The organism is Marinomonas aquimarina (genome assembly GCF_900089755.1).
Taxonomy (GTDB): domain Bacteria; phylum Pseudomonadota; class Gammaproteobacteria; order Pseudomonadales; family Marinomonadaceae; genus Marinomonas; species Marinomonas aquimarina.
The window spans coordinates 38,916-64,354 of record NZ_FLOC01000008.1; the positions used below are offsets into that span (position 1 = coordinate 38,916).

23 protein-coding genes are annotated in these 25,439 nt (G+C 49.1%); 8 read left to right on the plus strand and 15 right to left on the minus strand.

Going from position 1 to position 25,439, the window contains the following annotated elements; genetic code table 11:
* The 3 genes from MAQ5080_RS08045 to MAQ5080_RS08055 are packed head-to-tail and all read right to left on the minus strand — an operon-like array spanning position 1 to position 3,328.
* Complete coding sequence (locus tag MAQ5080_RS08045) at positions 1 to 798, minus strand: Na(+)-translocating NADH-quinone reductase subunit C (RefSeq protein WP_067208890.1); 798 nt, start codon at positions 796 to 798, stop codon at positions 1 to 3.
* Complete coding sequence (locus tag MAQ5080_RS08050) at positions 791 to 1,987, minus strand: NADH:ubiquinone reductase (Na(+)-transporting) subunit B (RefSeq protein ID WP_067208886.1); 1,197 nt, start codon at positions 1,985 to 1,987, stop codon at positions 791 to 793. The genes MAQ5080_RS08045 and MAQ5080_RS08050 overlap by 8 nt, the downstream gene beginning before the upstream one ends.
* 3 nt (positions 1,988 to 1,990) lie before the next feature.
* A complete protein-coding gene (locus MAQ5080_RS08055) occupies positions 1,991 to 3,328 on the minus strand; it encodes a Na(+)-translocating NADH-quinone reductase subunit A (protein ID WP_067208882.1) in 1,338 nt (445 codons plus the stop codon).
* A 403-nt stretch (positions 3,329 to 3,731) separates the two neighbouring features.
* Between MAQ5080_RS08055 and folX the strand changes: the two genes are divergently transcribed.
* From folX to MAQ5080_RS08070, 3 genes are read left to right on the plus strand one after another with little or no spacing between them, the layout of a single operon-like run.
* Entirely contained in the window at positions 3,732 to 4,094 is a 363-nt protein-coding gene (gene folX, locus MAQ5080_RS08060) for a dihydroneopterin triphosphate 2'-epimerase (RefSeq protein WP_067208879.1), read from the plus strand.
* A gap of 12 nt (positions 4,095 to 4,106) precedes the next feature.
* Complete coding sequence (gene mfd / locus MAQ5080_RS08065) at positions 4,107 to 7,508, plus strand: transcription-repair coupling factor (RefSeq protein ID WP_067208876.1); 3,402 nt, start codon at positions 4,107 to 4,109, stop codon at positions 7,506 to 7,508.
* On the plus strand, positions 7,505 to 8,215 hold the full coding sequence (locus MAQ5080_RS08070; RefSeq protein WP_067208874.1) for a hypothetical protein: 711 nt from the start codon (positions 7,505 to 7,507) through the stop codon (positions 8,213 to 8,215). The genes mfd and MAQ5080_RS08070 overlap by 4 nt, the downstream gene beginning before the upstream one ends.
* A 59-nt stretch (positions 8,216 to 8,274) precedes the next feature.
* On the opposite strand, the gene sohB is transcribed toward MAQ5080_RS08070, so the two are convergent.
* Positions 8,275 to 9,300 (minus strand): protease SohB, encoded by a 1,026-nt coding sequence (sohB, locus tag MAQ5080_RS08075; protein WP_067208871.1) that lies wholly within the window; start codon positions 9,298 to 9,300, stop codon positions 8,275 to 8,277.
* A 180-nt stretch (positions 9,301 to 9,480) separates the two neighbouring features.
* Here sohB and nhaB point away from each other — a divergent pair, with 180 nt between their 5' ends.
* Positions 9,481 to 10,986 carry a sodium/proton antiporter NhaB gene (gene nhaB / locus MAQ5080_RS08080; RefSeq protein WP_067208868.1) on the plus strand — a complete coding sequence of 502 codons (1,506 nt, stop codon included), beginning with the start codon at positions 9,481 to 9,483 and terminating at the stop codon, positions 10,984 to 10,986.
* An 86-nt stretch (positions 10,987 to 11,072) separates the two neighbouring features.
* Here the strand turns inward: nhaB and dnaQ are convergent, their stop codons facing one another.
* From dnaQ to MAQ5080_RS08095, 3 genes are read right to left on the minus strand one after another with little or no spacing between them, the layout of a single operon-like run.
* Positions 11,073 to 11,807: a DNA polymerase III subunit epsilon gene (gene dnaQ, locus MAQ5080_RS08085; RefSeq protein ID WP_067208865.1), complete on the minus strand. Its 735-nt coding sequence runs from the start codon at positions 11,805 to 11,807 to the stop codon at positions 11,073 to 11,075.
* The gene (rnhA, locus tag MAQ5080_RS08090) at positions 11,804 to 12,247 is read right to left on the minus strand and encodes a ribonuclease HI (RefSeq protein ID WP_067208862.1); all 444 of its coding nucleotides are present in this window, start codon (positions 12,245 to 12,247) and stop codon (positions 11,804 to 11,806) included. The genes dnaQ and rnhA overlap by 4 nt, the downstream gene beginning before the upstream one ends.
* A 4-nt stretch (positions 12,248 to 12,251) precedes the next feature.
* On the minus strand, positions 12,252 to 12,989 hold the full coding sequence (locus tag MAQ5080_RS08095; RefSeq protein WP_067208859.1) for a methyltransferase domain-containing protein: 738 nt from the start codon (positions 12,987 to 12,989) through the stop codon (positions 12,252 to 12,254).
* A gap of 85 nt (positions 12,990 to 13,074) precedes the next feature.
* On the opposite strand from MAQ5080_RS08095, the gene gloB reads away from it, so the two are divergent.
* Both gloB and MAQ5080_RS08105 read left to right on the plus strand, forming a co-directional pair.
* Positions 13,075 to 13,854 (plus strand): hydroxyacylglutathione hydrolase, encoded by a 780-nt coding sequence (gene gloB / locus MAQ5080_RS08100; protein WP_067208856.1) that lies wholly within the window; start codon positions 13,075 to 13,077, stop codon positions 13,852 to 13,854.
* A gap of 59 nt (positions 13,855 to 13,913) precedes the next feature.
* A complete protein-coding gene (locus tag MAQ5080_RS08105; RefSeq protein WP_067208853.1) occupies positions 13,914 to 15,560 on the plus strand; it encodes a lytic transglycosylase in 1,647 nt (548 codons plus the stop codon).
* A gap of 75 nt (positions 15,561 to 15,635) precedes the next feature.
* On the opposite strand, the gene ppnP is transcribed toward MAQ5080_RS08105, so the two are convergent.
* The 4 genes from ppnP to MAQ5080_RS08125 all read right to left on the minus strand — a co-directional run bounded on the left by ppnP (position 15,636) and on the right by MAQ5080_RS08125 (position 18,902).
* The gene (gene ppnP / locus MAQ5080_RS08110) at positions 15,636 to 15,920 is read right to left on the minus strand and encodes a pyrimidine/purine nucleoside phosphorylase (RefSeq protein ID WP_067208851.1); all 285 of its coding nucleotides are present in this window, start codon (positions 15,918 to 15,920) and stop codon (positions 15,636 to 15,638) included.
* 65 nt (positions 15,921 to 15,985) lie between these two features.
* A complete protein-coding gene (gcvA, locus tag MAQ5080_RS08115) occupies positions 15,986 to 16,873 on the minus strand; it encodes a transcriptional regulator GcvA (protein WP_067208848.1) in 888 nt (295 codons plus the stop codon).
* Between the two features lie 70 nt (positions 16,874 to 16,943).
* Entirely contained in the window at positions 16,944 to 18,236 is a 1,293-nt protein-coding gene (locus MAQ5080_RS08120) for a DEAD/DEAH box helicase (RefSeq protein ID WP_156496547.1), read from the minus strand.
* Between the two features lie 114 nt (positions 18,237 to 18,350).
* On the minus strand, positions 18,351 to 18,902 hold the full coding sequence (locus MAQ5080_RS08125; RefSeq protein WP_067208843.1) for a DUF1285 domain-containing protein: 552 nt from the start codon (positions 18,900 to 18,902) through the stop codon (positions 18,351 to 18,353).
* A 156-nt stretch (positions 18,903 to 19,058) separates the two neighbouring features.
* Here MAQ5080_RS08125 and MAQ5080_RS08130 point away from each other — a divergent pair, with 156 nt between their 5' ends.
* Positions 19,059 to 20,018 carry a methylenetetrahydrofolate reductase gene (locus MAQ5080_RS08130; protein WP_067208840.1) on the plus strand — a complete coding sequence of 320 codons (960 nt, stop codon included), beginning with the start codon at positions 19,059 to 19,061 and terminating at the stop codon, positions 20,016 to 20,018.
* Between the two features lies 1 nt (position 20,019).
* Here MAQ5080_RS08130 and MAQ5080_RS08135 read toward each other — a convergent pair whose 3' ends face one another.
* Entirely contained in the window at positions 20,020 to 21,024 is a 1,005-nt protein-coding gene (locus MAQ5080_RS08135) for a glycosyltransferase family 9 protein (protein ID WP_067208837.1), read from the minus strand.
* Between the two features lie 107 nt (positions 21,025 to 21,131).
* Here MAQ5080_RS08135 and MAQ5080_RS08140 point away from each other — a divergent pair, with 107 nt between their 5' ends.
* Positions 21,132 to 21,845 carry a 3-deoxy-D-manno-octulosonic acid kinase gene (locus MAQ5080_RS08140; protein WP_067208835.1) on the plus strand — a complete coding sequence of 238 codons (714 nt, stop codon included), beginning with the start codon at positions 21,132 to 21,134 and terminating at the stop codon, positions 21,843 to 21,845.
* A 49-nt stretch (positions 21,846 to 21,894) separates the two neighbouring features.
* Here the strand turns inward: MAQ5080_RS08140 and MAQ5080_RS08145 are convergent, their stop codons facing one another.
* The 3 genes from MAQ5080_RS08145 to MAQ5080_RS08155 form a co-directional block, all read right to left on the minus strand.
* Positions 21,895 to 24,267, minus strand: a complete 2,373-nt coding sequence (locus MAQ5080_RS08145; protein WP_067208832.1) for a fatty acid cis/trans isomerase — start codon at positions 24,265 to 24,267, stop codon at positions 21,895 to 21,897.
* Positions 24,268 to 24,392: 125 nt separating this feature from the next.
* Positions 24,393 to 24,986 carry a hypothetical protein gene (locus MAQ5080_RS08150; protein WP_067208829.1) on the minus strand — a complete coding sequence of 198 codons (594 nt, stop codon included), beginning with the start codon at positions 24,984 to 24,986 and terminating at the stop codon, positions 24,393 to 24,395.
* Positions 24,987 to 25,052: 66 nt separating this feature from the next.
* On the minus strand, positions 25,053 to 25,433 hold the full coding sequence (locus MAQ5080_RS08155; RefSeq protein WP_067208826.1) for a YacL family protein: 381 nt from the start codon (positions 25,431 to 25,433) through the stop codon (positions 25,053 to 25,055).
* Between the last annotated feature and the right edge of the window lie 6 nt (positions 25,434 to 25,439).

The following is a 25,439-nucleotide window of genomic DNA, read 5'->3' on the forward strand; positions in this document are numbered from 1 at the left end:
TTACACTCCTTCACTACGCAGCTTGGTAAGGAAAGGACCAAAGCCTTCTTCACCCAACCAGTATTGAACCAGGTTCGTTACACCACGGCTTGTCAACGTCGCACCAGAAAGGCCATCTACTTTATGAGACGCTTGAGGGTCGTTGGCATCCACCGCCCCTTTCGCTAGACCAAGCACTGCTTCGCCTTGCTCATTGTAAACTTCTTTACCTGCCCAAAGTGCTTTCCAAGCTGGATTGTCAACTTCACCACCTAGCCCAGGAGTTTCAGCTTGTTGGTAGAAACCAAAGCCAACCACTGTTGAGAAGTCTTCTTCCAAGGCCATAAAGCCGTACATAGTTGACCATAGGCCGTAACCGTGTACCGGAAGAATGATGCGCGCTTTCGCGTCTTCATCTTTAACAACATATACCGTTGCAAACTTCGCACGACGTTTGATGCTCGCTGGATCTTCATCCCCACTTAGAGAAGAAGACAGAGCCGGATCTTTCGCCGCTGCTTGCTGGTTGTAAGATGCTACCGTAACGCCCGCTTCAGCAAGCTCTGCGTCGGTTGCAAAACGACCTTCAGCTACGTTTACTAGACGCTTTTCAACGTTCGCAAACACTCTATCAATGTCATCACCAGGCTGAAGCATTTGTGCCGCTGCAAGGATGTTACGTTTACGGTCAAGGTCTTTGTTGGCTTGCTGAATTGGCTTTAGGCCAACCGCTGCGCCGGCAACAAAGATGGAACACACCAAACACAGTGCCACCGCAACAATGATGGTTTTTGAAATGCTATCGTTACTGCTAGCCATTACGAGCAATCCTCCGTTTGATGTTTGCTTGCACTACGAAGTGGTCGATGAACGGAGCAAACAAGTTAGCGAACAAGATTGCCAACATCATACCTTCTGGGTAAGCCGGGTTAATCACACGGATCAAGACTACCATGACACCAATAAGCGCACCGTAGAACCACTTACCACGGTTCGTCAAAGACGCTGATACTGGATCAGTCGCCATGTACATCATACCGAAAGCAAAACCACCGATAACTAGGTGCCAGTACCAAGACGTTGCAAACATCGGGTTGGTATCAGAACCGATCGCATTGAATAGCAACGAGGTTGCCACCATGCCAGCCATAACACCCGCAACGATACGCCAAGAAGCGATCTTCATGATCAATAGCGCACCACCACCAATCAAGATGGCCAGAGTAGAGGTCTCACCCATAGAACCTTGGATGAAGCCGAAGAAGGCATCAGACCAAGAAACAGATAGCGCTTCCATACCGCCGGCAGCCATTTGGCTTAGAGCTGTTGCACCAGAGTAACCGTCTACCGCAGTCCAAACCGCATCACCCGACATAGACGCTGGGTAAGCAAAGAATAGGAAGGCACGACCCGCAAGCGCTGGGTTAAGGAAGTTTTTACCCGTACCACCAAACACCTCTTTACCAAGTACCACACCAAAAGTAATACCTAGGGCAACCTGCCAAAGTGGAATGGTTGCTGGAAGTGTCAGCGCGAACAGGATAGAGGTTACGAAGAAACCTTCGTTCACTTCGTGCTTACGCACGGCAGCAAACAATACTTCCCAGAAACCACCCACCACGAAGGTGGTTAGGTAAACCGGTAAGAAGTACATGGCACCGTAAATAATGTTATCCCAGATGCTGTCTACGTTGTACGCAGTCAATGCACCGATCACACCTTGACGCCAAGTATCAGCAGGCGCTGCACCCATTGCGTCTAACGCTGTGTTGGCTTGGAAGCCGATGTTGTACATACCAAAGAACATCGCTGGGAATGTACACATCCAAACAAGAATCATGACACGCTTCATATCAACCGCGTCACGGACGTGAGAACCGCCTTTCGTTACACTACTTGGACGGTAAAGAATGGTATCTACCGCTTCGTAAAGCGCGTACCACTTCTCATATTTGCCGCCTGAATGAAATTCAGGCTCCACTTTATCTAGAATATTTCTAAGACCCATGGATTAACCCTCTTTCTCAATCGTTGTGAGACAGTCACGCAGAATTGGGCCGTACTCGAACTTACCAGAACAAGCGTATGTCATTAACGCTAGATCTTCTTCGTCAAGTTCTAGACCACCTAGTTTCTGAGCCTGCTCAGTGTCGCCTACTACCAAAGCGCGCAATAATTGAGTTGGCAGAATATCCAACGGCATCAAACGCTCAAAGTTGCCAAGTGGCAGCATAGTACGATCACTACCGTTAGTCGTGGTGGTCATATTGAACAAAGACTTACCCGTTAGCTTTGAGATAAACACGTTCAATACAGAGTGTTTCTCAAAACCAGCACGTAAGTAATGCACCATTTGACGCTCACGACCTTCAGCCAGCACTACCACTTGAGAATGGTAACGACCTAGGTACGCGTATGGACCCGTCGCTTTACGGCCAGATAACACTGAACCAGAGATGATACGGTTGTCACCCTCTAGCAGTTCACCAGCAAGCAATTGATTTAGGTCCGCACCCACCACTGTACGTAGCAAACGTGGCTTAGACACCTGTGGACCACCAAGCGCGATCACACGAGTCACATCTAATTGACCGTTTACGAACAGCTCACCAATGGCAACAACGTCTTGGTAGTTAACCGACCAAACCGTTTTCTTGTCGCTTACTGGGTCTAAGTAATGGATATGTGTACCAGCCAAACCTGCAGGGTGCTTACCAGCAAACTCTTCTACGACGACGTCAGAAGTCGTTGGGATTTTGCTATTAGGCGCTTTACACAGGAATACTTTGCCTTCTGTTAGACGTGTCAAGACAGTCAAACCGTCAGCAAAAGCTTCCGCTTTATCCGCCAACACGACCGCTGGATCAGCGGCAAGAGGGTTCGTATCAATGGCTGTTACGAAGATTGAATGAGGAACTGAATCAACTTCAGGAACTTTCGAGAAAGGACGCGTGCGAAGCGCGGTCCACAAGCCAGACTCAACAAGGTTGTCAACCACCTTGTTACGATCTAGAGACTTAAGCTCTGATCCTGAGTATTTTGGAAATTCAACGGCATCATTACCTTCAACTTTAATGACAACCGACTGTAGCATACGTCGTTCGCCACGATTAATCGCAGCAATTGTACCTGAGGCTGGGGCGGTGTACTTTACTCCTTCCGTTTTCTTATCCGTAAAGATAACCTGCCCTTTTTTGACCTTATCACCTTCCGCAACCAACATGGTAGGTTTCATACCATGGTAGTCAGGTCCGATGACCGCAACCGACTTCGCGGTTGGAGCATCCTCAATCACCTGATTGGGAGCACCGCTGATCGGCAGATCTAGGCCTTTCGTAATTTTATACATATGTTCTGCCCAACAAAAATTGAACACCAAAGCGTACTTACGCTACTGAACCAAATCCCCTCCGGGAAAGCATTTTGGCCCTCGCCACCTAAACAAGGTAGTTTTATAACGTAATATCACTTCACCGAAAAAACCGTCGTATTATAGAGGTCATTGTCTTCCTTGACTACTCTTGGACGGTTCCTTTAACTACATGCAATGGGCAAAAATAAAGAAATACCAACTATAAGCGGCGTTTATTTTAGTGAATGCGACGAGTTTATTTGTATTTTTATTACAGAAACTATTGCTGCCGCTCTTTACATATTTTTCCACGTCTGTTTACGCTTGTACGGTTGCGGCAATCTAGCGAACACGACAAAATAGCTTCAGGCACTCTCACACTTTACAAGGGATAAAGGTTATGTCGCATGCAGCTCAGATACGCATCAAGGATTTGCGCTTACGTACCTATATTGGCTTCAACGAAGACGAGCAAAAAAACCAGCAAGATGTGGTGATTAATGCTCTGATCGAATACCCTGCCGAATTCGCCTGTCGCAGCGACAACATTGACCATGCGGTAAACTATAAAACCATTTGCAAACAAATGATTGCGCATGTGGAAGAGCACCGCTTTTTATTGCTTGAGAGCCTGACCGCACAACTGCTGGAGATTTGCCTTGCCCCAGAGCAGGTCACCTATGCCGAAGTCGAAGTCGATAAACCTCACGCCCTGCGTTTTGCCGACTCAGTTTCCTTTCGCTTAGCCCAACATAAATCTTAAATAGCCTGACCAATGACCAAACAACACTCTTTAAATTTTGCCGCGGGGTTTAAAAACTACCTCGACAGCCACAACCTGAGCCACAAAGCCAAACACATTGTCGACATTGCCCAGGCACACACCAAGCCATTGCTCTACATTGCTGCCAGCGCCACCGAACTCAATGAAATAGAAGACAACATTCGCTTTTTTATCGGCGACCAAACCCTAGTGCTGCGTTTCTCTGATTGGGAAACCCTCCCCTACGACAGTTTTTCACCGCACCAAGACATCATTTCAGATCGCCTTAACACCTTGGCACAGATACGCGACCTGAACTGCGGTGTCATCTTAACCACCATTTCGTCAGCACTTACCCGCATCTGTCCTGAAGAGCACATTGATGCACAACGCTTTGAGCTAAAGCTTGAACAACGCTTAGAGCAGAAACAACTGATTGATCGCCTAAGCAATGGCGGCTATTTAAACGTCGACACTGTGACCGGCCATGGTGAATTCGCCGTACGCGGCGCCATTATGGACGTGTTCCCAATGGGCATGGCCAATCCTATTCGCGTCGAATGGTTCGACGATGAGATTGAGTCGATCCGCTGGTTTGACGTGGATTCCCAACGCACCATCGAAAAAGTGGATGAAATCAAAATCCTACCCGCCCGTGAAATCTCCACTACACAGCAAGGTATCACAGGGTTTCGCAAACGCTTTCGCGAGCGCTTTGATATTGATCCACTGAGCAGCCCGATTTATCAAGACGTCACCGAGGGGATTATTCCTGGGGGTATCGAATACTACCTACCATTATTTTTTGAACAGACTGGCACACTATTCGATTACTTACGTCAGGAGACGCTGATCCTACGTAATGAGCAAATCAACGAATACGTCGGCGCCACCCTGCTCGATTACAAAACGCGCCATGAATCACTGGCTTACGACGTTCAAAAGCCGATCTTGAAACCCAGTGAACTGTGCTTGGTGGAAGACGAATTTTTTAGCCAGCTAAACGAATTCCCGGGCGTGATTTTCCAAGCAAACGCTGCGCCTGAAGCGTCATTACCTGTCCTGACGGCTGACAATCAAGGCCGCGCCAGCTTTGCCAAACTCAACGAGTTTCTGGCTCAGCATGAACAAGCCACTCTAATCGTTGCCGAGTCTGCAGGGCGACGCGAAGCACTGCTTGAACTGCTGCAAGACGCTAAAATCAAGCCTAAGCAATGTGCCAACTGGCAAGCCTTTGAACAACAAAACCAAGGCCTTTTTATCACCGAAGGGTTACTGTCTCACGGCTTCCAACTGCCACAGCAGATCGTTATTTCAGAGAGTGATTTGCTCGGTGAGCGAGTGACTCAATCCCGTCGTCGCAAAGCCTCCAATATTGATGAAGACGCCATCATCCGCAACCTCACCGAACTGCGCATCGGTGCACCTGTGGTACACATCGATCACGGTGTGGGTCGTTACTTAGGTCTCACTAACCTCTCCATCGACGGCCAAGAAACCGAGCTCTTAACACTAGGCTATGCCAATGATGCCAAGCTGTATGTCCCAGTGTCGTCACTGCAGCTGATTTCACGCTATACAGGGGCCGATGAGGAGCACGCACCACTGCACAAATTAGGCAGTGAGAAATGGAGCGCCGCCAAGCAAAAAGCCGCGGAAAAAGCCCGCGATACCGCCGCTGAGCTCCTGGAAATTTACGCCAAACGCGAATCTAAAATCGGCCATTCGTTTGCCTCACCGGATGAGTCCTACAAACAATTTGCTGCAGGGTTTCCGTTTGAAGAGACCCCAGACCAGCAGCTCGCCATTGATGCGGTCATCCGTGATATGTCGGCCAAAAAAGCCATGGACCGCTTGGTCTGTGGTGACGTCGGATTTGGTAAAACCGAAGTGGCCATGCGCGCGGCCTTTTTAGCAGTACAGGATGGAAAGCAAGTCGCGGTACTGGTGCCAACCACGCTACTGGCACAACAACACTACGACAACTTCTGCGACCGTTTTGCTGACTGGCCCGTCCAAGTGGAACTCCTGTCACGCTTCCGTTCCGGCAAGCAAACCACGGCAGCCATTGAGCGCATCCAGCAAGGCACCGCCGACATCATTGTTGGCACCCACAAATTGATTCAAAGTGATATCAACTTCGCCAATCTTGGCCTCGTCATCATTGATGAGGAGCACCGTTTTGGCGTAAAACAAAAGGATCAATTTAAAGCCTTACGCGCCGAAGTGGACATTCTGACTCTGACCGCGACACCGATTCCACGTACCCTCAACATGTCCTTAAGTGGCATTCGTGACCTATCGATCATTGCCACACCACCGGCGAAACGCTTGTCGGTGAAGACCTTTGTCAAACAAAAAGACAGTCATCAGATTCGCGAAGCCATTTTGCGTGAGCTGTATCGTGGTGGTCAGGTGTACTTCCTCCACAATGAAGTGCAATCGATTGAAAAAGCCGCAGAAGATTTGAAAGAGCTGGTGCCTGAAGCACGCGTGATTGTCGGCCATGGCCAAATGCGCGAGCGCGAACTGGAACAGGTGATGTCAGACTTCTACCATAAGCGCGCCAATGTATTAGTGTGTTCGACCATTATCGAAACCGGCATCGACGTTCCTAATGCCAACACCATTATCATCGAACGTGCAGACAAATTTGGTTTAGCGCAATTGCACCAATTGCGTGGTCGTGTGGGTCGTTCTCACCACCAAGCCTACGCTTACTTGTTGACACCTAGTGACCGCAAAGTGACGCCGGATGCGGAAAAGCGCTTAGAAGCCATCAGCATGGCGGACACACTAGGGGCTGGCTTCACCCTAGCCACCCACGACCTTGAAATTCGAGGCACCGGCGAACTACTCGGTGAAGGTCAAAGTGGTCATATCGAACACGTGGGCTTCTCATTGTTTATGGACATGCTCGATCGTGCGGTGAAATCTCTAAAAAATGGCGAATCACCGGATGTGGACATCAGCTCACCACAGCAAACAGAAGTTAATCTGCGTATCCCCGCTCTGATTCCTGAAGACTATCTGGCCGATGTGCACATGCGTCTGATGCTGTACAAGCGCATCGCCAGCGCCAAGGATGATGCCCAATTGAAAGAACTGCAGGTAGAGATGATCGACCGCTTTGGCCTATTGCCAGATGCCACTAAGAACCTGTTCCGCCAAACAGCCCTCAAGTTCAAAGCGGAAGCCTTGGGCATCAGTAAAATTGAAGCCAATCAGAATGAAGGTAAGATCTTCTTTAAGAGCAACACGCCAGTGGATCCAATGAAGCTGATCAGCCTGATTCAAACCAAACCTGCGCAATTCAAACTATCCGGCTCGGATACTTTGCGTTTTATTGCTAATATGCCCAACGCAGATGAGCGTTTTACTCACACTCTTAAGACATTGGAACAGTTACATTGAAAGCATTGCCACTTTTTATCCTAGGACTGCTGTCGAGCGCCTACTTACAGGCCAACAGCTTAAATCTAGACACTATTGACCTAGACAAAGCGCGTGCCTACCAAGCGTACGTGATGACCTTTGAATGGCCCCAGAGCGCCAGCTCTGAAGATGTTGAATACCAAGACATTTTCTCACTGGAAGGCCTTAATCGCTTCGCGGTCAACTCAGGTGCGAGCGCGCCCAGCAGTGTGCCCAACCCGTTCGCCAAATTTCAGCGCACTTTTGCTAATCGCACCAAGGTGCTCAGCAACAACTCTTGGACACTGATCTTCCCTGACACGGGGGCATCCATTTCAGAGCGTTTCCAAAGTGATGCGCAAGAAAATGGCTACGCCACTTTTACTGGCCAAGTCACCTTTACACTGAACCGCTACCTAGAAAGCAACCTACGCTACCAGCATTATCAGTTTGGCCAACCTGCGGTTGCACAATCGACTGAGCCGCCTTCGCAATACCCTGCAAGCGGCAGCACTGAAGCCCCCCAAGCGACTTATGCGCTGCAACAGAGCAACTGGGACGGCCCAACTCAGGTACTATCGCTGCGTTTTCGCAACAAAACCGCGAGCCAAAAGCTGAACTATGTCGACCACCCTATCATAGGCACTCTGATTTATTTTGAACCACTGGATCTAGAGCAGGCCATTGACCTCGTCTCTGAGCGCTAAGCCAATATGCACTACCTTAGCGACATAAAAAATCCCGCAGTCAGCGGGATTTTTTGGTTTTAGAAGCCTCGATGATTCAGTACTTTGGAGAGCCACACGGTGGCTTTCTGTTCCAGCGCCGACAAGACACTTAAGCCAAGTCGTTCGGTGAGTGCTTTGGGCTCACGGAAACTGACCTGCAAGACATCAAACTCTGCGTAAAATTGTTCCAGGTAGGTGTCACTGGTCATCACGGCATCCGCTAGCTTATTATCAAGCGCTTCCGTGCCATACCAAGTTTCGCCGGTGGCAATGGCTTCTATGTCCAGTACGGGACGATTGTTCGAGACAAAGCGTTTAAACAGAGCGTGCGTGTCTTCCAAGTCTTGCTTAAACTTCTCGCGCCCTTCTTCAGTATTTTCACCTAGCATGGTCAAAGTGCGCTTATATTTGCCCGCGGTATGCAATTCCACATCGATGGTATTGCGCTCGAGCAAGCGGTGAATGTTTGGCACCTGCGCCACGACCCCAATCGAGCCCAAAATAGCAAACGGCGCAGCAACGATTTTATCTGCCACACAGGCCATCATATAACCGCCACTGGCGGCCACCTTATCCACGGTCACCGTCAACGGAATGCCTTTATCACGAACACGCTGTAATTGGGATGCCGCCAAACCGTAGCCATGCACCACCCCTCCAGGACTTTCCAAGCGCACCACGACTTCGTCATTTGCCGTTGCCACACTCAGCACCGCGGTGATTTCTTCACGTAGGGATTGCACCGCAGAAGCCTTAATATCACCATCAAAATCAAGCACATAGACCCGCTTTTTTACGTCGCCATGGTGAGCTTTTTTATGCTGTTCTTTCTTGTGCTTTTTTTCTTCCTTGTGCTGCTTCTTCAAGGTTTTCTTGTCGAATAGCTGCTTACTCAGCTCGCTTTTCATCGACTGGTAACCTTCATTCAATTTGGTAATCGATAAGTGGCCTGCTTTACGCTGCTTGTTCTTACCACTGGCAATTACCGAAAGGATTAACAGCACGATCAACGCCACACTTAACAGGCGTATTAAAAAACCTGCGTAATCTGCTAAAAACTCCAATGCCTACTCCTAAACTGCTTGCTCATATTAAAGTCTCAGAGCAATGATAATAGAGACAGTTACCCATATCACAATAGCTAATTGCCTTTTCCTTGATTATTTGTGTCGCGCTTTCACAACCATTTGCTTAGTATTTCTACTCTCGTCTAAGCATGCGACATATAGAAGGAGCGCATTGGAATGAAAGCCTCACTATCCCAAGCTTTCGGCAATAACTTTTTAGGGACATCGCCACTTTGGTACAAGCAAACCATCATTGCTTTTTTAATCTTGAATCCCGTTATTCTCATGACCATGGGCCCCTTTCTCACAGGTTGGCTGCTGATCATTGAATTTATCTTCACCCTCGCCATGGCACTTAAATGCTACCCACTACAACCTGGCGGCTTACTGGCCATTGAAGCCGTCTTATTAGGCCTGACCACCAGCGCAGGCGTCTACCATGAGCTAGAAAGCAATATTGAAGTCATTCTATTGCTGATGTTTATGGTCGCTGGCATCTACTTTATGAAGGACATGCTGCTGTTTATTTTTAACAAGCTGCTGATCCGCATCCGCTCCAAGGTCGCCATCTCTTTAGTCTTTAGTTTTGCCGCCGCATTACTGTCCGCCTTTCTCGACGCCTTAACAGTGACGGCTGTTCTGATCAGTGTCAGCGTTGGCTTTTACTCGGTCTACCATAAGGTGGCCTCAGGCCAACCCAACAATAATAACCACGACCACAGTGGTGACGACCTTATTTTACCGGTCAACCAAGAAGACCTAGCGCAATTTAGGGCCTTTCTGCGCAGCCTATTAATGCATGGCGCCGTGGGGACCGCACTGGGCGGGGTCTGCACCCTGGTGGGCGAGCCGCAAAACCTGTTGATTGCCAAAGTCGCCGGCTGGGACTTCGCCGAGTTCTTTATACGCATCGCCCCTGTGTCCATGCCGGTGTTAGCGATGGGCTTGGTGACAGTGATTGTTCTCGAGAAGACTCGTTGGTTTGATTATGGTGCCAAACTGCCAGAAAACGTGCGCAACATCCTGAAAAGCTTTGCCGAAGAAGAAACCAGCGAGAGCTCGCCAAAGTACCGCGCTCAATTAGTAGTACAAGGGGTGGTCGCCATTGCCTTGGTGCTGTCATTGGCTTTTCACGTGGCCGAAGTCGGCTTGGTTGGCTTAATGGTTATCGTCTTGCTGACGGCCTTTAACGGCATCACGGACGAGCACCGCATTGGTCATGCCTTTGAAGAAGCGCTGCCTTTTACCGCGCTATTGGTGGTCTTTTTCAGTGTCGTGTCCGTGATTCATCAGCAACAGTTGTTTCAACCCTTTATCGACATCGTGTTACAACAGCCCCACGACGTGCAGCCGATTATGTTCTTCATTGCCAATGGTTTGTTGTCGGCCATCAGTGACAATGTCTTTGTCGCCACGGTTTACATCAGCGAGATCAAAGCAGCGCTCGACGCTGGTTTGATCGATCGCGAACATTTCAACTTATTGGCGATCGCGGTGAACACAGGCACCAACCTGCCGAGTGTGGCGACACCGAATGGACAAGCGGCCTTCTTATTCCTACTCACCTCGGCCATTGCACCTTTATTGCGTTTGTCCTACGGCAAAATGGTCTGGATGGCGCTGCCCTACACCATCGTGCTGTCCGTCGTCGGTGGTCTTTGCGTGAATTTTTTGATGCGTTAACACACCATCCAGCCCAAAAAAAACGCCAAGCAAACCTCTGCTTGGCGTTTTCACTGATGGTTTACAAACAGTTATTGGTCACGACTTTATTCAGAGGCTTCTGCCAGCTCAGGGTTATCCAGCTTGCGCCACAGGGATAAACCTGATTTTTTATCGATTAAATCCAAGCGTTCATTGTGGCTTTCAAGCTCTGTGCCATTGGCTTTGAGCACTTTCAAACGTGGGCGATCTGCCGCAATACGGCGAATCGCTGTGCGATCTTCCTCTCCCTCGTCGCCATCACCACCAAAACCACCCATGGTGATCTGACCACCGGTCATCAGCAGATAGACGTCCGCAAGGATCTCCGAGTCCAATAAGGCGCCGTGCAGTTCACGGTGGGAGTTATCAATACCGTAACGACGACATAGAGCATCTAGGTTGTTTTTCTGCCCTGGGTGCTTACGACGCGCGTAGACCAAGCTATCAAAAACGGTGCAGACATCGGCTACTTTCGGGAAGTTGCCCACCATCGAGAACTCGTGATCAATAAAGCCCACGTCGAAGGGCGCATTATGGATGATCAATTCAGCGCCTTCGATAAAATCTAGGAACTCCTGCGCCACCGCAGCGAATTTCGGCTTGTCCGCTAGAAACTCATTACTGATGCCGTGGACATTGAAAGCTTCTTCTTCCACTTCACGTTCAGGGTTAATGTAGACGTGAAAATGGCGCTTGGTCAGCTTACGCCCCACCATTTCAACACAACCGATTTCAATGATACGGTGACCCTGTTTCGGGTCGATACCGGTTGTTTCCGTATCTAGAACAACTTGTCTCATGCACGCGCTCTCAATTCTTCAATGCCTTGATTGGCCAACTCATCGGCGATTTCATTGCCTTCAATCCCCGCATGACCTTTGACCCAATGCCATTCCACCTGATGTTTTTGACACATTTCATCAAGCTGCTGCCACAGATCTTGGTTCTTAACCGGTTGCTTGGAGGCGGTCTTCCAGCCTTTACGCTTCCAGCCTGCCAGCCACTCAGTAATGCCTTTCTGCACATAGGAAGAGTCGGTGTACAAAGCCACCTGACAAGGCTCTTTTAACGCTTTTAACCCTTCAATCGCCCCCATCAATTCCATGCGGTTATTGGTGGTATCGTGCTCACCACCACACAATCGTTTTTCGTGGGGACCGAACGTTAGCCAAGCGCCCCAACCGCCTATGCCAGGATTGCCTTTGCATGCGCCGTCGGTATAGAGCGTCACTTCTTTCATTAAATTACTTAATCTCTTTGATGGTCGGTTTGGTTAATGGCGGCACCCGTACCTTGCTTGGCTTCCAGCGTGGTTTCAATGGGATATAGCGACGCGTCTGTTTCGTGACCGTCATGATATACACCCCACCCAGTGGCAGCTTCAGGGCTTTGATGCCATGACCAAGCCAATGGCTACGTTGACGCCATTTGTCGGATTTAAACGGCATATCGTAATCAATAAACTCAATATTTTCGAGTGTTAATCCCGCAACTTTGAGCCAGTCCTCTAAACGCCGGTGGGAAATAAAGCGCGCTGACCAAGGCGCCCGCACACGTTTTGAGCAACAGTGGCGTATGCCCCAGAAACTGAAGGGGTTAAAACCAACAATGATTAACTTGCCGCTGGGCAGCAACACACGCGCCACCTCATACAGGTCACGATGGGGATCCTCGGATAAGTCTAGGGTATGGTGCAAAACAAGCGCATCAATGCCATCCGATTCCAGCGGCAGCTCACTCATATTGGCCACGACTGTGGTGTGACTGGCCCCTAACTCAAGCACCGGCGACAACGAAATGGTTTCACGCATACGGTGGTTATGAAACGCCAGCTCGCCCAGTGGAGATTGCTGCACCAGATAGTAGCCCACCAAATTATCAAGCGCTCGCTCAATGTGATCATGCTCTTCATTTAACAAGCGCTGACCCAATTCGGTGTTGTACCAATCTTGGAATAATTGTCTTGATTGGTTATCCAACATACAATGCTCTCTTTCGTAAGCTAACCAGATACCTATTTATTGGTATAGGGTCTATTCATCAATATTTAAACATAACGTTGGGCATATGACATTTTTTCCGTTACCCGCATTTAATGACAACTATATCTGGATCACGAATGACGCTACGCAAAAAACCATATGGGCAGTCGACCCAGGCGACGCTCAAGTCGTACTGGATTATTGCCAGAACCAACACGTCACGCTTGCCGGTATTTTGCTAACGCATCACCACAAAGATCATACTGGCGGCGTCCCTGAACTCAGCGCGCGCTTTAATTGCCCTGTTTATGGCCCTGCTTCGCTCAGCCCCGAGCTGGTCACCCACCCGTTAACACAAGGTGACAGTGTCATGGTTGGGCAAACAGAGTTTATGGTGCTAGAGACCCCAGGGCACACCCTAGATCACTTGTGTTACTTTGCTGAGGCAGAACAACAAGACCCGATCTTATTGTGTGGTGATACCTTGTTCCGTGGTGGATGTGGTCGATTATTTGAAGGCAGTCCAGCGCAGATGCTGAACGCCATGACGCGACTGCGTGAACTTCCACAGAACACACAGGTCTATTGCACGCACGAATATACGCTTGCCAATTATCGCTTTGCATTAGCCATTGATGGCCATAACGCAGCGCTAATCGCAGCCAACAACGAAGCACAAGCCCTTCGTGATCAAAATATCCCAACAATACCTTCAAGTATTGCACTGGAAACACAAACTAACCCTTTCATGCGTTTTGACTGGCAAGAAGTAGTCGTAGGTGCGGCCGCCCTTCTAAACGAGCAACCCGCGCAAGATTTGATCAACGGATTCGCGCAGATCCGCCGTGCAAAGGACGCCTTTTAGTTGACCTCTATAGGCCAATCCTTAGAATGCAGGCAAATATATATAACTATGTGAGCAGAATGACTAGAAACTTACTCATCGCCCTACTTGCGGGCAGCATCCTAACTGGCTGTCAGTCTTTGACACAACAACCAGCGGATATTGCTGAAATCGACGCTGAGAACGAGGCCATTGGCGCTCCGGAAGCCGACGCCAATGGCGTCGACTTTATTGATACAGTCAAACCTGTTCGACCAGACGATGCCAAACTCATGGCAAAGAAAAGCGCAGACACGCTAGATGCTAACCTGTCAGAGGAAGACCTTTGGGAGCGCATCCGTGCAGGCTACCAGCTTAATCTAAACATTGACCAGCCACGTTTGAAGTCGCAGCTACGCTGGTTCAGCACCCACCTTTCTTACCTAGATCGTGTATCAAAACGTGGCGAACGCTACTTGCACTACATTGTCGAAGAACTTGAGAAAGCCGACATGCCACTTGAGATTGCACTGTTGCCAATCGTAGAAAGTGGCTTTGACCCATTTGGTTACAGCCATGGACGCGCCTCAGGGCCTTGGCAGTTCATCCCTTCTACAGGGCAGATGTACGGTCTTGAGCAAACTTGGTGGTTAGATGGTCGTCGTGACATCAAACTCTCTACTCAAGCAGCGATCACCTACCTAACTCGTCTTAATAAGATGTTTGATGGTGATTGGTTACACGCACTAGCGGCCTACAACTCTGGTGAAGGCACTGTGATGCGCGCCATTCGCAAGAATAAAAAAGCCGGGAAACCTACCGACTTTTGGAACCTAGACCTACCAGCGGAAACCCGCGCCTACGTACCAAAATTGCTAGCATTAGCGAAGATCATGAAAGATCCCGCTAAATACGACTACGAAAATTACTTTATCGCTAACCAACCCTACTTCGAAGAAGTCAACACTGGTGGCCAAATCGACCTCGCTCAAGCGGCTGAAATGGCGGACGTAAGCATCGACGAAATCTACCTGCTTAACCCAGCTTACAACCAATGGGCAACCTCACCTGATGGCCCGCACAAGTTACTTGTGCCAGTCGACTCGGCTGATGCCTTTCGCACTAAGTTAGCGACCTTACCCCCGAAAGAGCGCGTGACTTGGGTCCGTTATACGGTGCAAGCAGGCGATAACCTAGGTGCAGTAGCACGTGATCACAACACTACCGTCGCAGTACTGCAGGACATCAACAAGATCTCCAGCAGCTTCATCCGAGTCGGTCAACAGTTGATGATCCCAGTAGCCGGACAAAGTGCGGCTAGCTACACACTCAGCTCGCATCAGCGTCTACTTAAAAAGCAGTCACGCTCGCCAAGCTCAAACCGAATTAAGGTCAACTACACGGTTGAGAGCGGCGACAGTTTGTGGAGCATTGCTCAGAAATACAACACTAACACGAAAACGTTAGCGCGCTGGAACAGCATGGGCCTTGGCGACCCTCTTCACCCAGGCAAGAAACTGGCCGTTTGGATGAAGCCTGAGTCTGGCAAGAGCAGTCAGCGTAATGCTCGCTCGGTGGTCAAACGTGTGGTCTACACCATCCGTTCTGGTGACTCCCTAGCGGTGGTAGCGAATAAGTTCAACGTCAGTGTCAATGAGATTCGCAAATGGAACCCAAAAGTTGGCAGTAAGAAATACGTACAACCGGGCGACAAAGTGACCTTACTTGTGAATGTGGTGGGTGGCTAAACCCACCACTGAGCATTAAACATTAAAAAAGAGGCCCATGGCCTCTTTTTTAATGCACGAGAAATCATCAAACGATTATTCGTAACGACACAAGTAAGCTGTGATTTCGGTTACTTTCACGCCAAACTTCTGGTTTGCTTCAACGATAAAGGTTTCGCCTTTTGCGAACGTTTTCCACTCTGTTTCACCTGGCAGCAAAACCGTTAGATAACCGGACACTACGGTCATGTATTCGCGCTGCGATGTACCGAACTCATAGTCACCGATGCTCATCACACCCACGGTCGAGGTACCTTCTGCGTTTTCTAGGGCAATCGACTTCACGGCATCATCAAAATAGCTATTTACTTGTAGAGACATAAACACACTCACTGTGGTCAAACACGGCTAACCTGCAGCTAGCCAACTTTAAAATGGCTGAGGACTCAACCATCATTCATTTCTTCAATGATCCATTCTTTAAACGCCGCCATGGCAGGCGTCAAAGCACGTTTCTTTTCAAATACTAGGTAAAAGGAGCGATTGGTATCCAATTGTTTATCGAACAGCACCTGCAGTTGACCCGATTCAATCTCAGGTGTCACCAAGCTGACATCCGCCAGTGCAATCCCTAACCCCTGTGCCGCCGCGCCAGCCGTTAGAGAGCCGCTGGAGAACATCAATCCACGGCGAAATACCTTCGGATCAAGATCATTTTGCACCAACCAATCGTGCCATTCATCGCTGCGCTTACTGACGTGCAATAGCGGGTATAAACGCATGTCTTCTGGCTCATTAATCGGTTGGCCAGGTTTAATTAACTTTGGCGAACAGACTGGAGCCAAACGAATCGGACGCAAATAGTGGGCTTCCACATCGGACCACTCACCGTTACCAAAATATACCGCCATATCGATCTCCCCCAAGGAGAAGTCAATCAAGCCCATGGAGGAACGAATTTCAATCTCGATGTCTGGGTAACGGGCTTGGAAGCGCTCCATGCGCGGCATCAACCAACGCGTTAAGAACGATGGTGCCACTGCTAGTTTTAGCGAGCCCGCATGCTGGGCACTCTTTAAGTCGGCGGTTGCCTGTTCTAATTGTTGAAAAATTTGTTTGATCGGCTTGATGTAATTTTCGCCGGCCTCGGTTAACACCACTTTGCGCTTGGTTCGTCGAAACAGCTCGATGCCTAAAAAGCTTTCCAATCCCTTTATCTGATGGCTAATCGCCGAAGGGGTGACATTCAGCTCTTGGGCGGCCTTGTTAAAACTTCCATGACGCGCCGCGGACTCAAAACACTTTAATGAATTTAGAGGCGGTAATCTGTTAATAGGTCACACTCCAACTCTTACAAGCGCCCTATTAGGGCGCAAACATGATGCCAAAGCCGTCGCTCAAACCTTATTCAGAATCAGTCTGAGTCGATTTCTTTGGCAAACGGAACGGCTCAAAACCTTGCTGCTCATTATCGTGAAACACCACTTTTTTACGGGCAGCGGGTTTCTTTTGCGCTTTTGGCGCTTTGTTTTTGACAGGGGCTTTATGCTTCGCTTTCTTCTGCGGCGCACGCTTTTGTGTAATGCCGGTAAAGGTCGGCTCTAAGCCTTCTACCGTGGAAATGCTAAAACTGCGCTTTAGGTAGTCTTCCACTTCTTTAAAGTTAAACCAGTCTTTTGGCCCTACTAAAGAAATGGCATCCCCTTGGAAACCAGCACGACCGGTACGGCCAGTACGATGTACAAACTCTTCCGCAGGTTTTGGAATATCAAAGTTAAACACATGTGAAACGCTTGCAATATCGAGGCCACGTGACGCCAGATCCGTGCTCACTAACACGTTAAACTTACCACGGGCAAAGTCATCCATCACTTTTGAACGGGCACTTTGTGACATATCGCCGTTTAGACTGCCCGTTGTTAGGCCCCAGGTTGCCAAAAGCTCCGCTAGGCGCACCGTGTCTTGCTTAGTCGCAGTGAAGACAATGGCTTGCTTGATGGTCAGTGTTTCTAAGAAATGCTGCAATAGCGCTTGCTTATGATCCAAATGATCACACAAGTACACGTGTTGCTTGATATCTTGGTGCTCATCTTGGCCATGACCAATGGCTACTCGCACCGGCTCATACAAAAGCTCCTGCGCCAATTCATTGACTTCGGTGTCATCCAGCGTAGCGGAAAAGAACAGCGTCTGACGGCGACGGTGGTTAGCGGCGTTATTGATCGCGCGCAGATCGGCCGCAAAGCCCAAATCGAGCATGCGATCCGCTTCGTCCAAGATCAACATTTCCAAGCCCTCAAGAAACACGTTGCGCTGTTTCAAATGGTCGACCATACGCCCCGGTGTCGCCACCACAAAGTGTGGGTCTTTCTGAAAGTTTTTATGTTGATCGTTAAAGTTCTCGCCGCCCAGTACCAAGATCGAGCTAAAGCGTGTGCCAGCGATCAAAGTACGCAAAGTGGCGTATACTTGCTTCGCCAACTCACGGGTAGGCACTAGAATCAATACACGAGGGTCGCGTTTCGCTAACGCTTTGCGCGTATAAAGGCGATGTACAGCGGGTAACAGGTACGCCAAGGTTTTCCCTGAGCCGGTTTTCGATGACGCCAAAAGATCTTTACCAGCCATCGCCTCTGGAATCGCACGCGCCTGAATTTCAGTCGTGTGCTCAAAGCCAAAGTGGCCAAAAGACTTCATTAGTCGGCTATCTAAATCAAACTCAGAGAATAACAATCGCTTCACCTTATAAAAGTATTTTTTTCGGGAGCGTATTATAGCGCAGGGGCTCTCTAAACGGACACCTTAAATACGCTACATTTCGTGAAAAGTGCCTAAAGTGTAGGCTTTACCGGCACTGACCAATTGCACCAACATCCCCTCTTTGCTCTCCACCAGCGTAGCTTGTTCAACTAATTGATAGAACACATTGCGATGAAAACTGGCCCACATGCCATGGCGTACAGAGGCGTAAGGCAATAACGCATCAGCACGCTCGAACAATTCAATATCGCTGTCGACCCCTAAGGTCAGCACGTCATTGGTTTTGGTGAAAAAGCGCCATATTTGACGGCCCTGCTCATCCAAACTCTGCTCATAGCGCACAATCTGGAAGGGTGCATCTTCCACTTGGATACGCACTTTCTCCGCCGGCGTCACCAGAAAATACTCGTCCTGCTCACGCCACAGGATGCGTGAAAACAGGGTCACCATTTTCTCCCGCTGGATCACTTCCCCTTCATGCAGCCAGTCGCCATTGGCCTTGATGATTAGGTCCATGTCACCACAACACTCAGGGTGCCAAGTCTCGACTGGCGGATAAGCGCCATCTGTTTGTGTGATGGGCTCCAAATTAATACGGGACATGAAATATTCCTAATACAGCAAATTAACGACATTCAATTCAACTACAATATTATTCAAATCAGTATAGATGATCTTGAATTAGATTCACTGGTACACTAAGCACCATCAAAAAGATTACAGAAAACTAAACTTCACATAGAGATTAACGAGCCCCAAATGACCACTGAACTAGCACGCAAATTTCAAGACCCAAATCGTGGAGTTTACTTTATCGGTACTACGCCACCGAGAAACACGATTGAAGACGATGCACAGCTTAACGAAATCGGCCAAAAGCTGCTGGACCGTTTAGGACAGATTGAAGTCGATGGTTTAATCGTATACGACATTCAGGACGAGAGCAGCCGCATCTCCAAGCCGCGCCCGTTCCCATACATGCAGACGCACGATCCACTAGACTGGTCGAAACGCTTGCAAGCTTTGGCAATCAAGCCTGTGATCACTTACAAAAGTGTGTCTTCTCGCACAGAGGCCGAATTCAATCAGTGGTTAAACTCTGCTTGGGAAGATTATGGCATTCGTGACATCGTACTGGTGGGCTCACCTTCATCTGACGGCAATATCGCGCTGCCACTGAACCAAGCTTATAAAGCTTTGCAGAATAATCCGCACGATTTCAATCTGGGCGGTGTCACCATTGCAGAGCGTCATGCAGTCAAAGGCGACGAGCACGTGCGTTTGATGAATAAAACCATTGCTGGCTGCGACTTTTTCGTTTCCCAAGCGGTGTATAACCCACAAGCCACGGTTGACATGCTGAGCCAATACGCCCGCACTTGTCGAGAAAACGGTGAAACACCGAAGCGTGTCATCCTAACATTCACCCCTTGCGGTAGTGAACAGACGTTGAGCTTTATGGAATGGCTCGGTATTTCGGTGCCAGACGCCACGAAATTCCGTATTTTGGATGCTGAAAACCCATTGGATGAATCGATTAAGATTTGTCGCTCTGCGCTTGAGCAAATTATCGAAGTGGCGTTACCGCTGGGCATTCCGCTTGGCTTAAACATCGAGAGTTTGACCAACCGTAAAGAAGAGATCGACGCCTCAGTGAACCTTTACAAGCTGCTTAAGGCCACCTTGGACCTTAAGCTTGCCGAGCAAAACCTTCTATAAGTCACGACCCATTGACGAATACCAGCTGGGCAATCACCTGCTCGGCTGTGATCTGCTGCATGGCCTTAGGGTCATGCACACGGCTAGCCCAAGGCAATTCGCTGACCGGCTTGCCGTATTCCTGCTGCGCGCATTGCTCGTAGACGCTCACCACCTTATCCAGATCCCTAAAGGGGCCAGTACGCTGCGGATTTGAATGCGCATAGAGCCCGACCACGGGCGTGCCGACTAGCGTTGCCATATGCGCTGGCCCCGTATCAGGGCTTAGCACCCAGTTCGCCCCCTGCAATACGCTCAGCATTTGCGCCAAGTTGGTCTGTCCAACGAGATCGGTCACATGAGAGCCATGCAGTTGCGCAGCCATTGCTTTCTCAGCGTCACTAGGGCCGCCCGTCAACACGACCGCTAAACCTTGCTCAGCGCACCAGTCTATAACGGCCTGATAACCGTCGAGGGTCCAATTGCGCTCAGCCTTAGAAGCACTCGGATTAATCACCACATAGGTTTCAGGTAAGCCACCTGGGGCGTCCGGTAACGTTAACGCTAACGGCAAGTGGATATCGGTGACTTGCAGCTTCGCCGCAATGGCCAAAAATGAGTCCAACACATGGGGAGAACGTGGCTCTTCACCAAATTCATTGACGAACCAATGCTGCTTTTCACGAGAATAGGTCTTTTTGAAACCAATGCGACGCTTGGCACGCAGCATTTTACTTAACAGGCTTGCACGCAACGACCATTGCAAATGCAGCAGCACATCAAACTGAATCGATGACAAGGCTTTGCGCAGAGCCAACATGCCAGAGACACCCGACTTTTTATCGTACACATGTACCTTCACCCCTGGCAGCAAACGGACTAGCTGTGCTTCAACCGGGCCGGTGATCCAAGTAATCTGCGCCTTCGGATAGCGCTTTTGTAACGCCGCGATCACGGCCATGGCATGGCACACATCGCCAATAGCAGACAGCCGGATGACCGCTATGTTAGTAATTGTCTGATCCATTTCATCCCCTTAGGGCTGTTTAAATATATGAGAACTATTATAAAATACCCGCCATTCAAAATGGCTCCCAAATAGCGTCATCTCATTCATTTTTTTAGATTATTTTCATGCCAAGCATTCACCCTACCGCAAGCAGCGACATTGTTTTCATTAGCCCAAATAACAAAGGGATAACCAAGGAATGGTTCCAGCCTGAGTACTGGCAAGCACAACATAAATTACTCAACACCGCCACAGGGCGAGGCACCGTGTGGTTCGTGGACACCCCCCATGCCACCGCCGTACTGCGACAGTATCGCCGTGGTGGCTTGATCGGGAAATTCAATAAGTTCTCGTTTTTAGCACAGCCACTTGAGCACACGCGTGCGTACAAAGAACTGGCGTTGCTAGAAACGCTGCAAAAACTGAAGTTGCCCGCGCCCACGCCGATGGCCGGCTTAGTGCGCCGCGAAGGCGTGTCTTACCAAGCCTGGTTGTTAACCCAAGCCATCCCTAATGCGCGCGATTTATTTCAAATCTTGCAACAGGGCACTCTTACAGACGACATATGGCGCAACATTGGTCACACCATTCGCCGCTTTCATGATCACAATGTGTTTCATAGCGATTTGAACTGTCACAACATCATGCTCGACGAACAAGATCAAGTATGGCTGATCGACTTTGATAAATGCGCTATCAAGGACAACAGCGCTGGCTGGAAAAAGAACAATCTAGAACGTCTGCAACGCTCGTTCGACAAGGAGCTGAAAAAGCTGAGCCGTTTTGAATACAACCAGCAGGCTTGGCAACATTTATTAGAAGGTTACCAAGCCGCCTAGCCCTAAACAAAAAAGCTTTGCCTCACAGCAAAGCTTTTCATCTGGCCGACTAGCGATTTTCTAAGCGATTGTAGTCCAATATACCGCTAGAAAGTGGCTTCATGGCCTTATTCAAACGTGCTATTTCATCACTGGTAGCCCAGAACTGATCACTGGTACGGCGCACACCGTACTGATCTAGCAAGGCAGTATAGTCTGACTCTGACTGAATCGCAGTCACGGCAGCGACGAATGCCGGCACCTGTTGTTCTGTCATTCTGAGCAACACATTCGGGTAGTCTCCCACAATACCACGTACCACCATCAAACGATCCTCTTGCGGTGCCACGGTAGATTCTTCGTCTAATAAACTGGTGATGTTGTAATGGCCGCGATTATGAACAATCGTTACCAGTTCCGCATCCGCCTGCCCCTCACGCTCAATCAACATCATCGCCAACTCAGGGAAAGGCACAACAGGACGACCTTGCAATTCCTGCAAACTTAACAGCGCGGCTTGAGTCGACGGTTGCAATAACGACTGGGACAACTCATGTTGCTGCGATAACACGGGGGCCAAGCGCTGCTCTATGATGGTTAAAAACTCGCGTTTGTGGTCCGCCGTTTGATAAGCCACCTTCGAAGGCACATCCACCTGCAGCAGGTCGCTGAAAATATAATTCTTGATGGTTTGATTGGTTTGGCGATACCAATATTCACGTACCGCTGCACGCTCCTCTCGGGGTAAGAACATGAGGAAGTTCATCTCCCCTTCCATACGTAGGAAATCCATGTACAAGCGCGTCACCAGCTGGTGTCCAACATTACCAAACACATCAAAGCCTGCAACCAACAGATAATGAATGCGCTCAAGCAATGGGTAGTCAATGACCCAAGCGGTTTTTGGCTCAGGTCCTACTAGCCCTTTTTCAACGGAGGCATTATCAAAGTGGCGCATCACCGTGAGGGCGGCATTACTGTTTTCGCCTTCGCCATCCCAAATCATTTCGGTATTAAAGTGCATACCGTTTTCACCCATGACTTCAAGCAAACCGGCCTTGGCCGCTAGGTAGTTTTTTTGTTTCTCTGAATAGAGCACCCAAGAGGTGATCGGCAAGGCATTACTGCTCTGCGATGCAGGCAAAGCCAAGGACGACGCATTTTGCTCAAGGAAAGCACTACCAATGTTGTGTAGCTCTAGATCTGGGTTGACAAAAAACACCCAAAACTGCTCATTGATCACATTCACCGCCACCTGTCCGCGGCAAACAGGCCCTTTTATAAAGGCCATGATGGTGTTTTGCGCGTGATCTAACAAAAAGCGATAACGGCTGTTACCCGGAATTTGCGCAAACGATTCAAACGGGTTACTGGCGACTGCAGGCTGATAACTGCCCGCTTGCGTGACGGAGTAGTCCGCTTGATAGAACCAGTCATGCCAACGCGCATAACGAGCATCGTCCAACTGCATCGGGATAAAGGTCTTCTGCACTCGGCTTTCAGGGTCTAACCATAGGCGGTAATAAACACGATCCACTCCAGGGTGATCGTAGGGACGACGTGTGCTGATGCGCTCTATTGGTTCACCTGGCGGGGTGCTCGAACGCACCAGTTTATAGGTGTAGCGGGCCTCGTCATCAAAATATAAGCTGTATAAATAAATATGCTCATAAATGTAACGATTGACCAACTGTGCTTTCAGCGAATCCCCATTTAAGCGCTGCTCCCACTGGCTTACTTGGCTTTGCACACTGTCTGGCACATTCGATGTCGCCTGCATGCGCGCACCTTTGACCAGCCACTTGGTCAGCACGGCGTACTCGTGATCGGTTAACTGAGGTAATCCATAGGGCATGCCCCACGTGGGGTGAGTGGTTTCAAAGGTATTGTACTCTTCGATAGCGGGACATTGTTGATCACGATTAAGAGAAAAGTCATACTGATCCGCTGGTAGCACATCACTGTCAAACTCCCCTTGCTGACGGCGCAAGGCAATTGCCCGATACAACACACTGCCCTGAAGGTTGGCGGCTGGGCTTTGTTCACGCTCGTTCAAAATCGGATAGAAGCCTTTTTCACGCCACGCTTGGGTGGTGCGCGCATCTTCGTAAAGACGCGTCGGCTCAAGCGCTAACAGGCGATCACCTTGATACACTCTATCTTTACTGCCACCACGCTCAATGCCGCCAACGGCGGTTAATTTGATCTGGCAAGGAGCATCATAACAGGCATGACAATTGATACAGCGACTTTCTAAAATGGGGCGCACTTGTTCCTGATAAAAGTTATCGGACACTGGCGCACTGTACTCAGTGGCAACCAGCTGGCGATTTTGGCTATTGGCGGGACCAAAGATGTCGTCCAAGTTATGGCTCGCAAATACCGCACAACCGGAGACCACCACCAACACCAACGCCAACATCCATCTAGAAAGCTTTTTCATCAATTCATCCTAAATTAAGTGACTGTATTCATACGTTGAAAGTGTAACCTCTGGTTCTAAAAAGCAGGCATAAAAAAGGGGAAAAGCATGCTTTTCCCCTTTTGTTTTACATTTTCATGACGCTGTTAGCTTTGTGCTTCGTCTTCGTCGTCGAATTCCACTAACTCGTAGGCATCTTCACCCATGTCTTCATTCGCCAATAACAAGGCGTCTTCATAGGAACTGCCAAACTCAATGCGTGTGATGTCGTATAGATCGTATTCGTAGGTTTCATCAAACCAACGCGCATCGGAGCCAATTTCTTCTAGCTCAAAGGTCGTTGCATCGACACGCAAAACACGGCCGATCTCACAACCGTCAGCATCCACCTCTTCACGGTGAATGGTGACCAAGCCAAACTCTTCACTGATGTCCATTAGCAGAACCGCAAGATCTTCTAGCTCAACTTCTGGGTCTTCAATGTCTTCACCACGTAGCTCTAGAACACGTTTTTGGAAGTCATTAAACGGCGCTGGGTGCATAAAGTCGCTAATGTCTTCTAGAAATAGAATCTGATAACCATTTAAGTGAACACCATCGTCCACCAACTGCATCAGCACCATTTCTTCGTTTGCCGCGATGATAAATCCATCTGTCCAGTTATCTGGTCCGTCGATTTCTTCGCGAAAGATACGTACGACATTCTTACGCGTTCGGGCTTTTTCCAATTCGATGAGCATAATGGCTCCTAAAGGACATCATTAAAAACAGGTGTTAGTGTAAACCTTGACTACAACAGGAACAACTTATTGCTGAAAATCATGCCAATTTTCAATCAGATCAATGAGATCATCTAAGCCACACTCGGCTTCCACACCATCGTTTGAGGCCTGAAAGAAGGCGCTTTGGGTATCAAACATGGCTTTGATTTCATCTTCCGCTTGGCTCATGTCAATGCGACGTTTCACCGCCACACCTTCCGAGCTGATCACGACTTGAAAGATCCCGTGTTTGAACTCGGTGACTTCCTGCTCTTTTTCCGCCAAAGACGCCGCCTGCCAAACACGCTGTACGGTTTCTTTGTCTGTTAAATACTCACTGACCCATTCAGCGAGCGCAGCAAACTCTACGTCAGCGAATACGCGGTAGGCGCCTTCTTCTTGGTCAAATGCAATTTCATAATCCATAGAGCA

What these genes read in the sequence shown, in the direction of transcription:
- MAQ5080_RS08045 (WP_067208890.1), bottom strand. Translation starts at nt 798, where the DNA reads ATGGCTAGCAGTAACGATAGCATTTCAAAAACCATCATTGTTGCGGTG.
- MAQ5080_RS08050 (WP_067208886.1), bottom strand. Translation starts at nt 1,987, where the DNA reads ATGGGTCTTAGAAATATTCTAGATAAAGTGGAGCCTGAATTTCATTCA.
- MAQ5080_RS08055 (WP_067208882.1), bottom strand. Translation starts at nt 3,328, where the DNA reads ATGTATAAAATTACGAAAGGCCTAGATCTGCCGATCAGCGGTGCTCCC.
- folX (WP_067208879.1), top strand. Translation starts at nt 3,732, where the DNA reads ATGTCGCATGCAGCTCAGATACGCATCAAGGATTTGCGCTTACGTACC.
- mfd (WP_067208876.1), top strand. Translation starts at nt 4,107, where the DNA reads ATGACCAAACAACACTCTTTAAATTTTGCCGCGGGGTTTAAAAACTAC.
- nhaB (WP_067208868.1), top strand. Translation starts at nt 9,481, where the DNA reads ATGAAAGCCTCACTATCCCAAGCTTTCGGCAATAACTTTTTAGGGACA.
- dnaQ (WP_067208865.1), bottom strand. Translation starts at nt 11,807, where the DNA reads ATGAGACAAGTTGTTCTAGATACGGAAACAACCGGTATCGACCCGAAA.
- rnhA (WP_067208862.1), bottom strand. Translation starts at nt 12,247, where the DNA reads ATGAAAGAAGTGACGCTCTATACCGACGGCGCATGCAAAGGCAATCCT.
- MAQ5080_RS08095 (WP_067208859.1), bottom strand. Translation starts at nt 12,989, where the DNA reads ATGTTGGATAACCAATCAAGACAATTATTCCAAGATTGGTACAACACC.
- gloB (WP_067208856.1), top strand. Translation starts at nt 13,075, where the DNA reads ATGACATTTTTTCCGTTACCCGCATTTAATGACAACTATATCTGGATC.
- MAQ5080_RS08105 (WP_067208853.1), top strand. Translation starts at nt 13,914, where the DNA reads ATGACTAGAAACTTACTCATCGCCCTACTTGCGGGCAGCATCCTAACT.
- ppnP (WP_067208851.1), bottom strand. Translation starts at nt 15,920, where the DNA reads ATGTCTCTACAAGTAAATAGCTATTTTGATGATGCCGTGAAGTCGATT.
- MAQ5080_RS08120 (WP_156496547.1), bottom strand. Translation starts at nt 18,236, where the DNA reads ATGAAGTCTTTTGGCCACTTTGGCTTTGAGCACACGACTGAAATTCAG.
- MAQ5080_RS08125 (WP_067208843.1), bottom strand. Translation starts at nt 18,902, where the DNA reads ATGTCCCGTATTAATTTGGAGCCCATCACACAAACAGATGGCGCTTAT.
- MAQ5080_RS08130 (WP_067208840.1), top strand. Translation starts at nt 19,059, where the DNA reads ATGACCACTGAACTAGCACGCAAATTTCAAGACCCAAATCGTGGAGTT.
- MAQ5080_RS08135 (WP_067208837.1), bottom strand. Translation starts at nt 21,024, where the DNA reads ATGGATCAGACAATTACTAACATAGCGGTCATCCGGCTGTCTGCTATT.
- MAQ5080_RS08140 (WP_067208835.1), top strand. Translation starts at nt 21,132, where the DNA reads ATGCCAAGCATTCACCCTACCGCAAGCAGCGACATTGTTTTCATTAGC.
- MAQ5080_RS08145 (WP_067208832.1), bottom strand. Translation starts at nt 24,267, where the DNA reads ATGAAAAAGCTTTCTAGATGGATGTTGGCGTTGGTGTTGGTGGTGGTC.
- MAQ5080_RS08150 (WP_067208829.1), bottom strand. Translation starts at nt 24,986, where the DNA reads ATGCTCATCGAATTGGAAAAAGCCCGAACGCGTAAGAATGTCGTACGT.
- MAQ5080_RS08155 (WP_067208826.1), bottom strand. Translation starts at nt 25,433, where the DNA reads ATGGATTATGAAATTGCATTTGACCAAGAAGAAGGCGCCTACCGCGTA.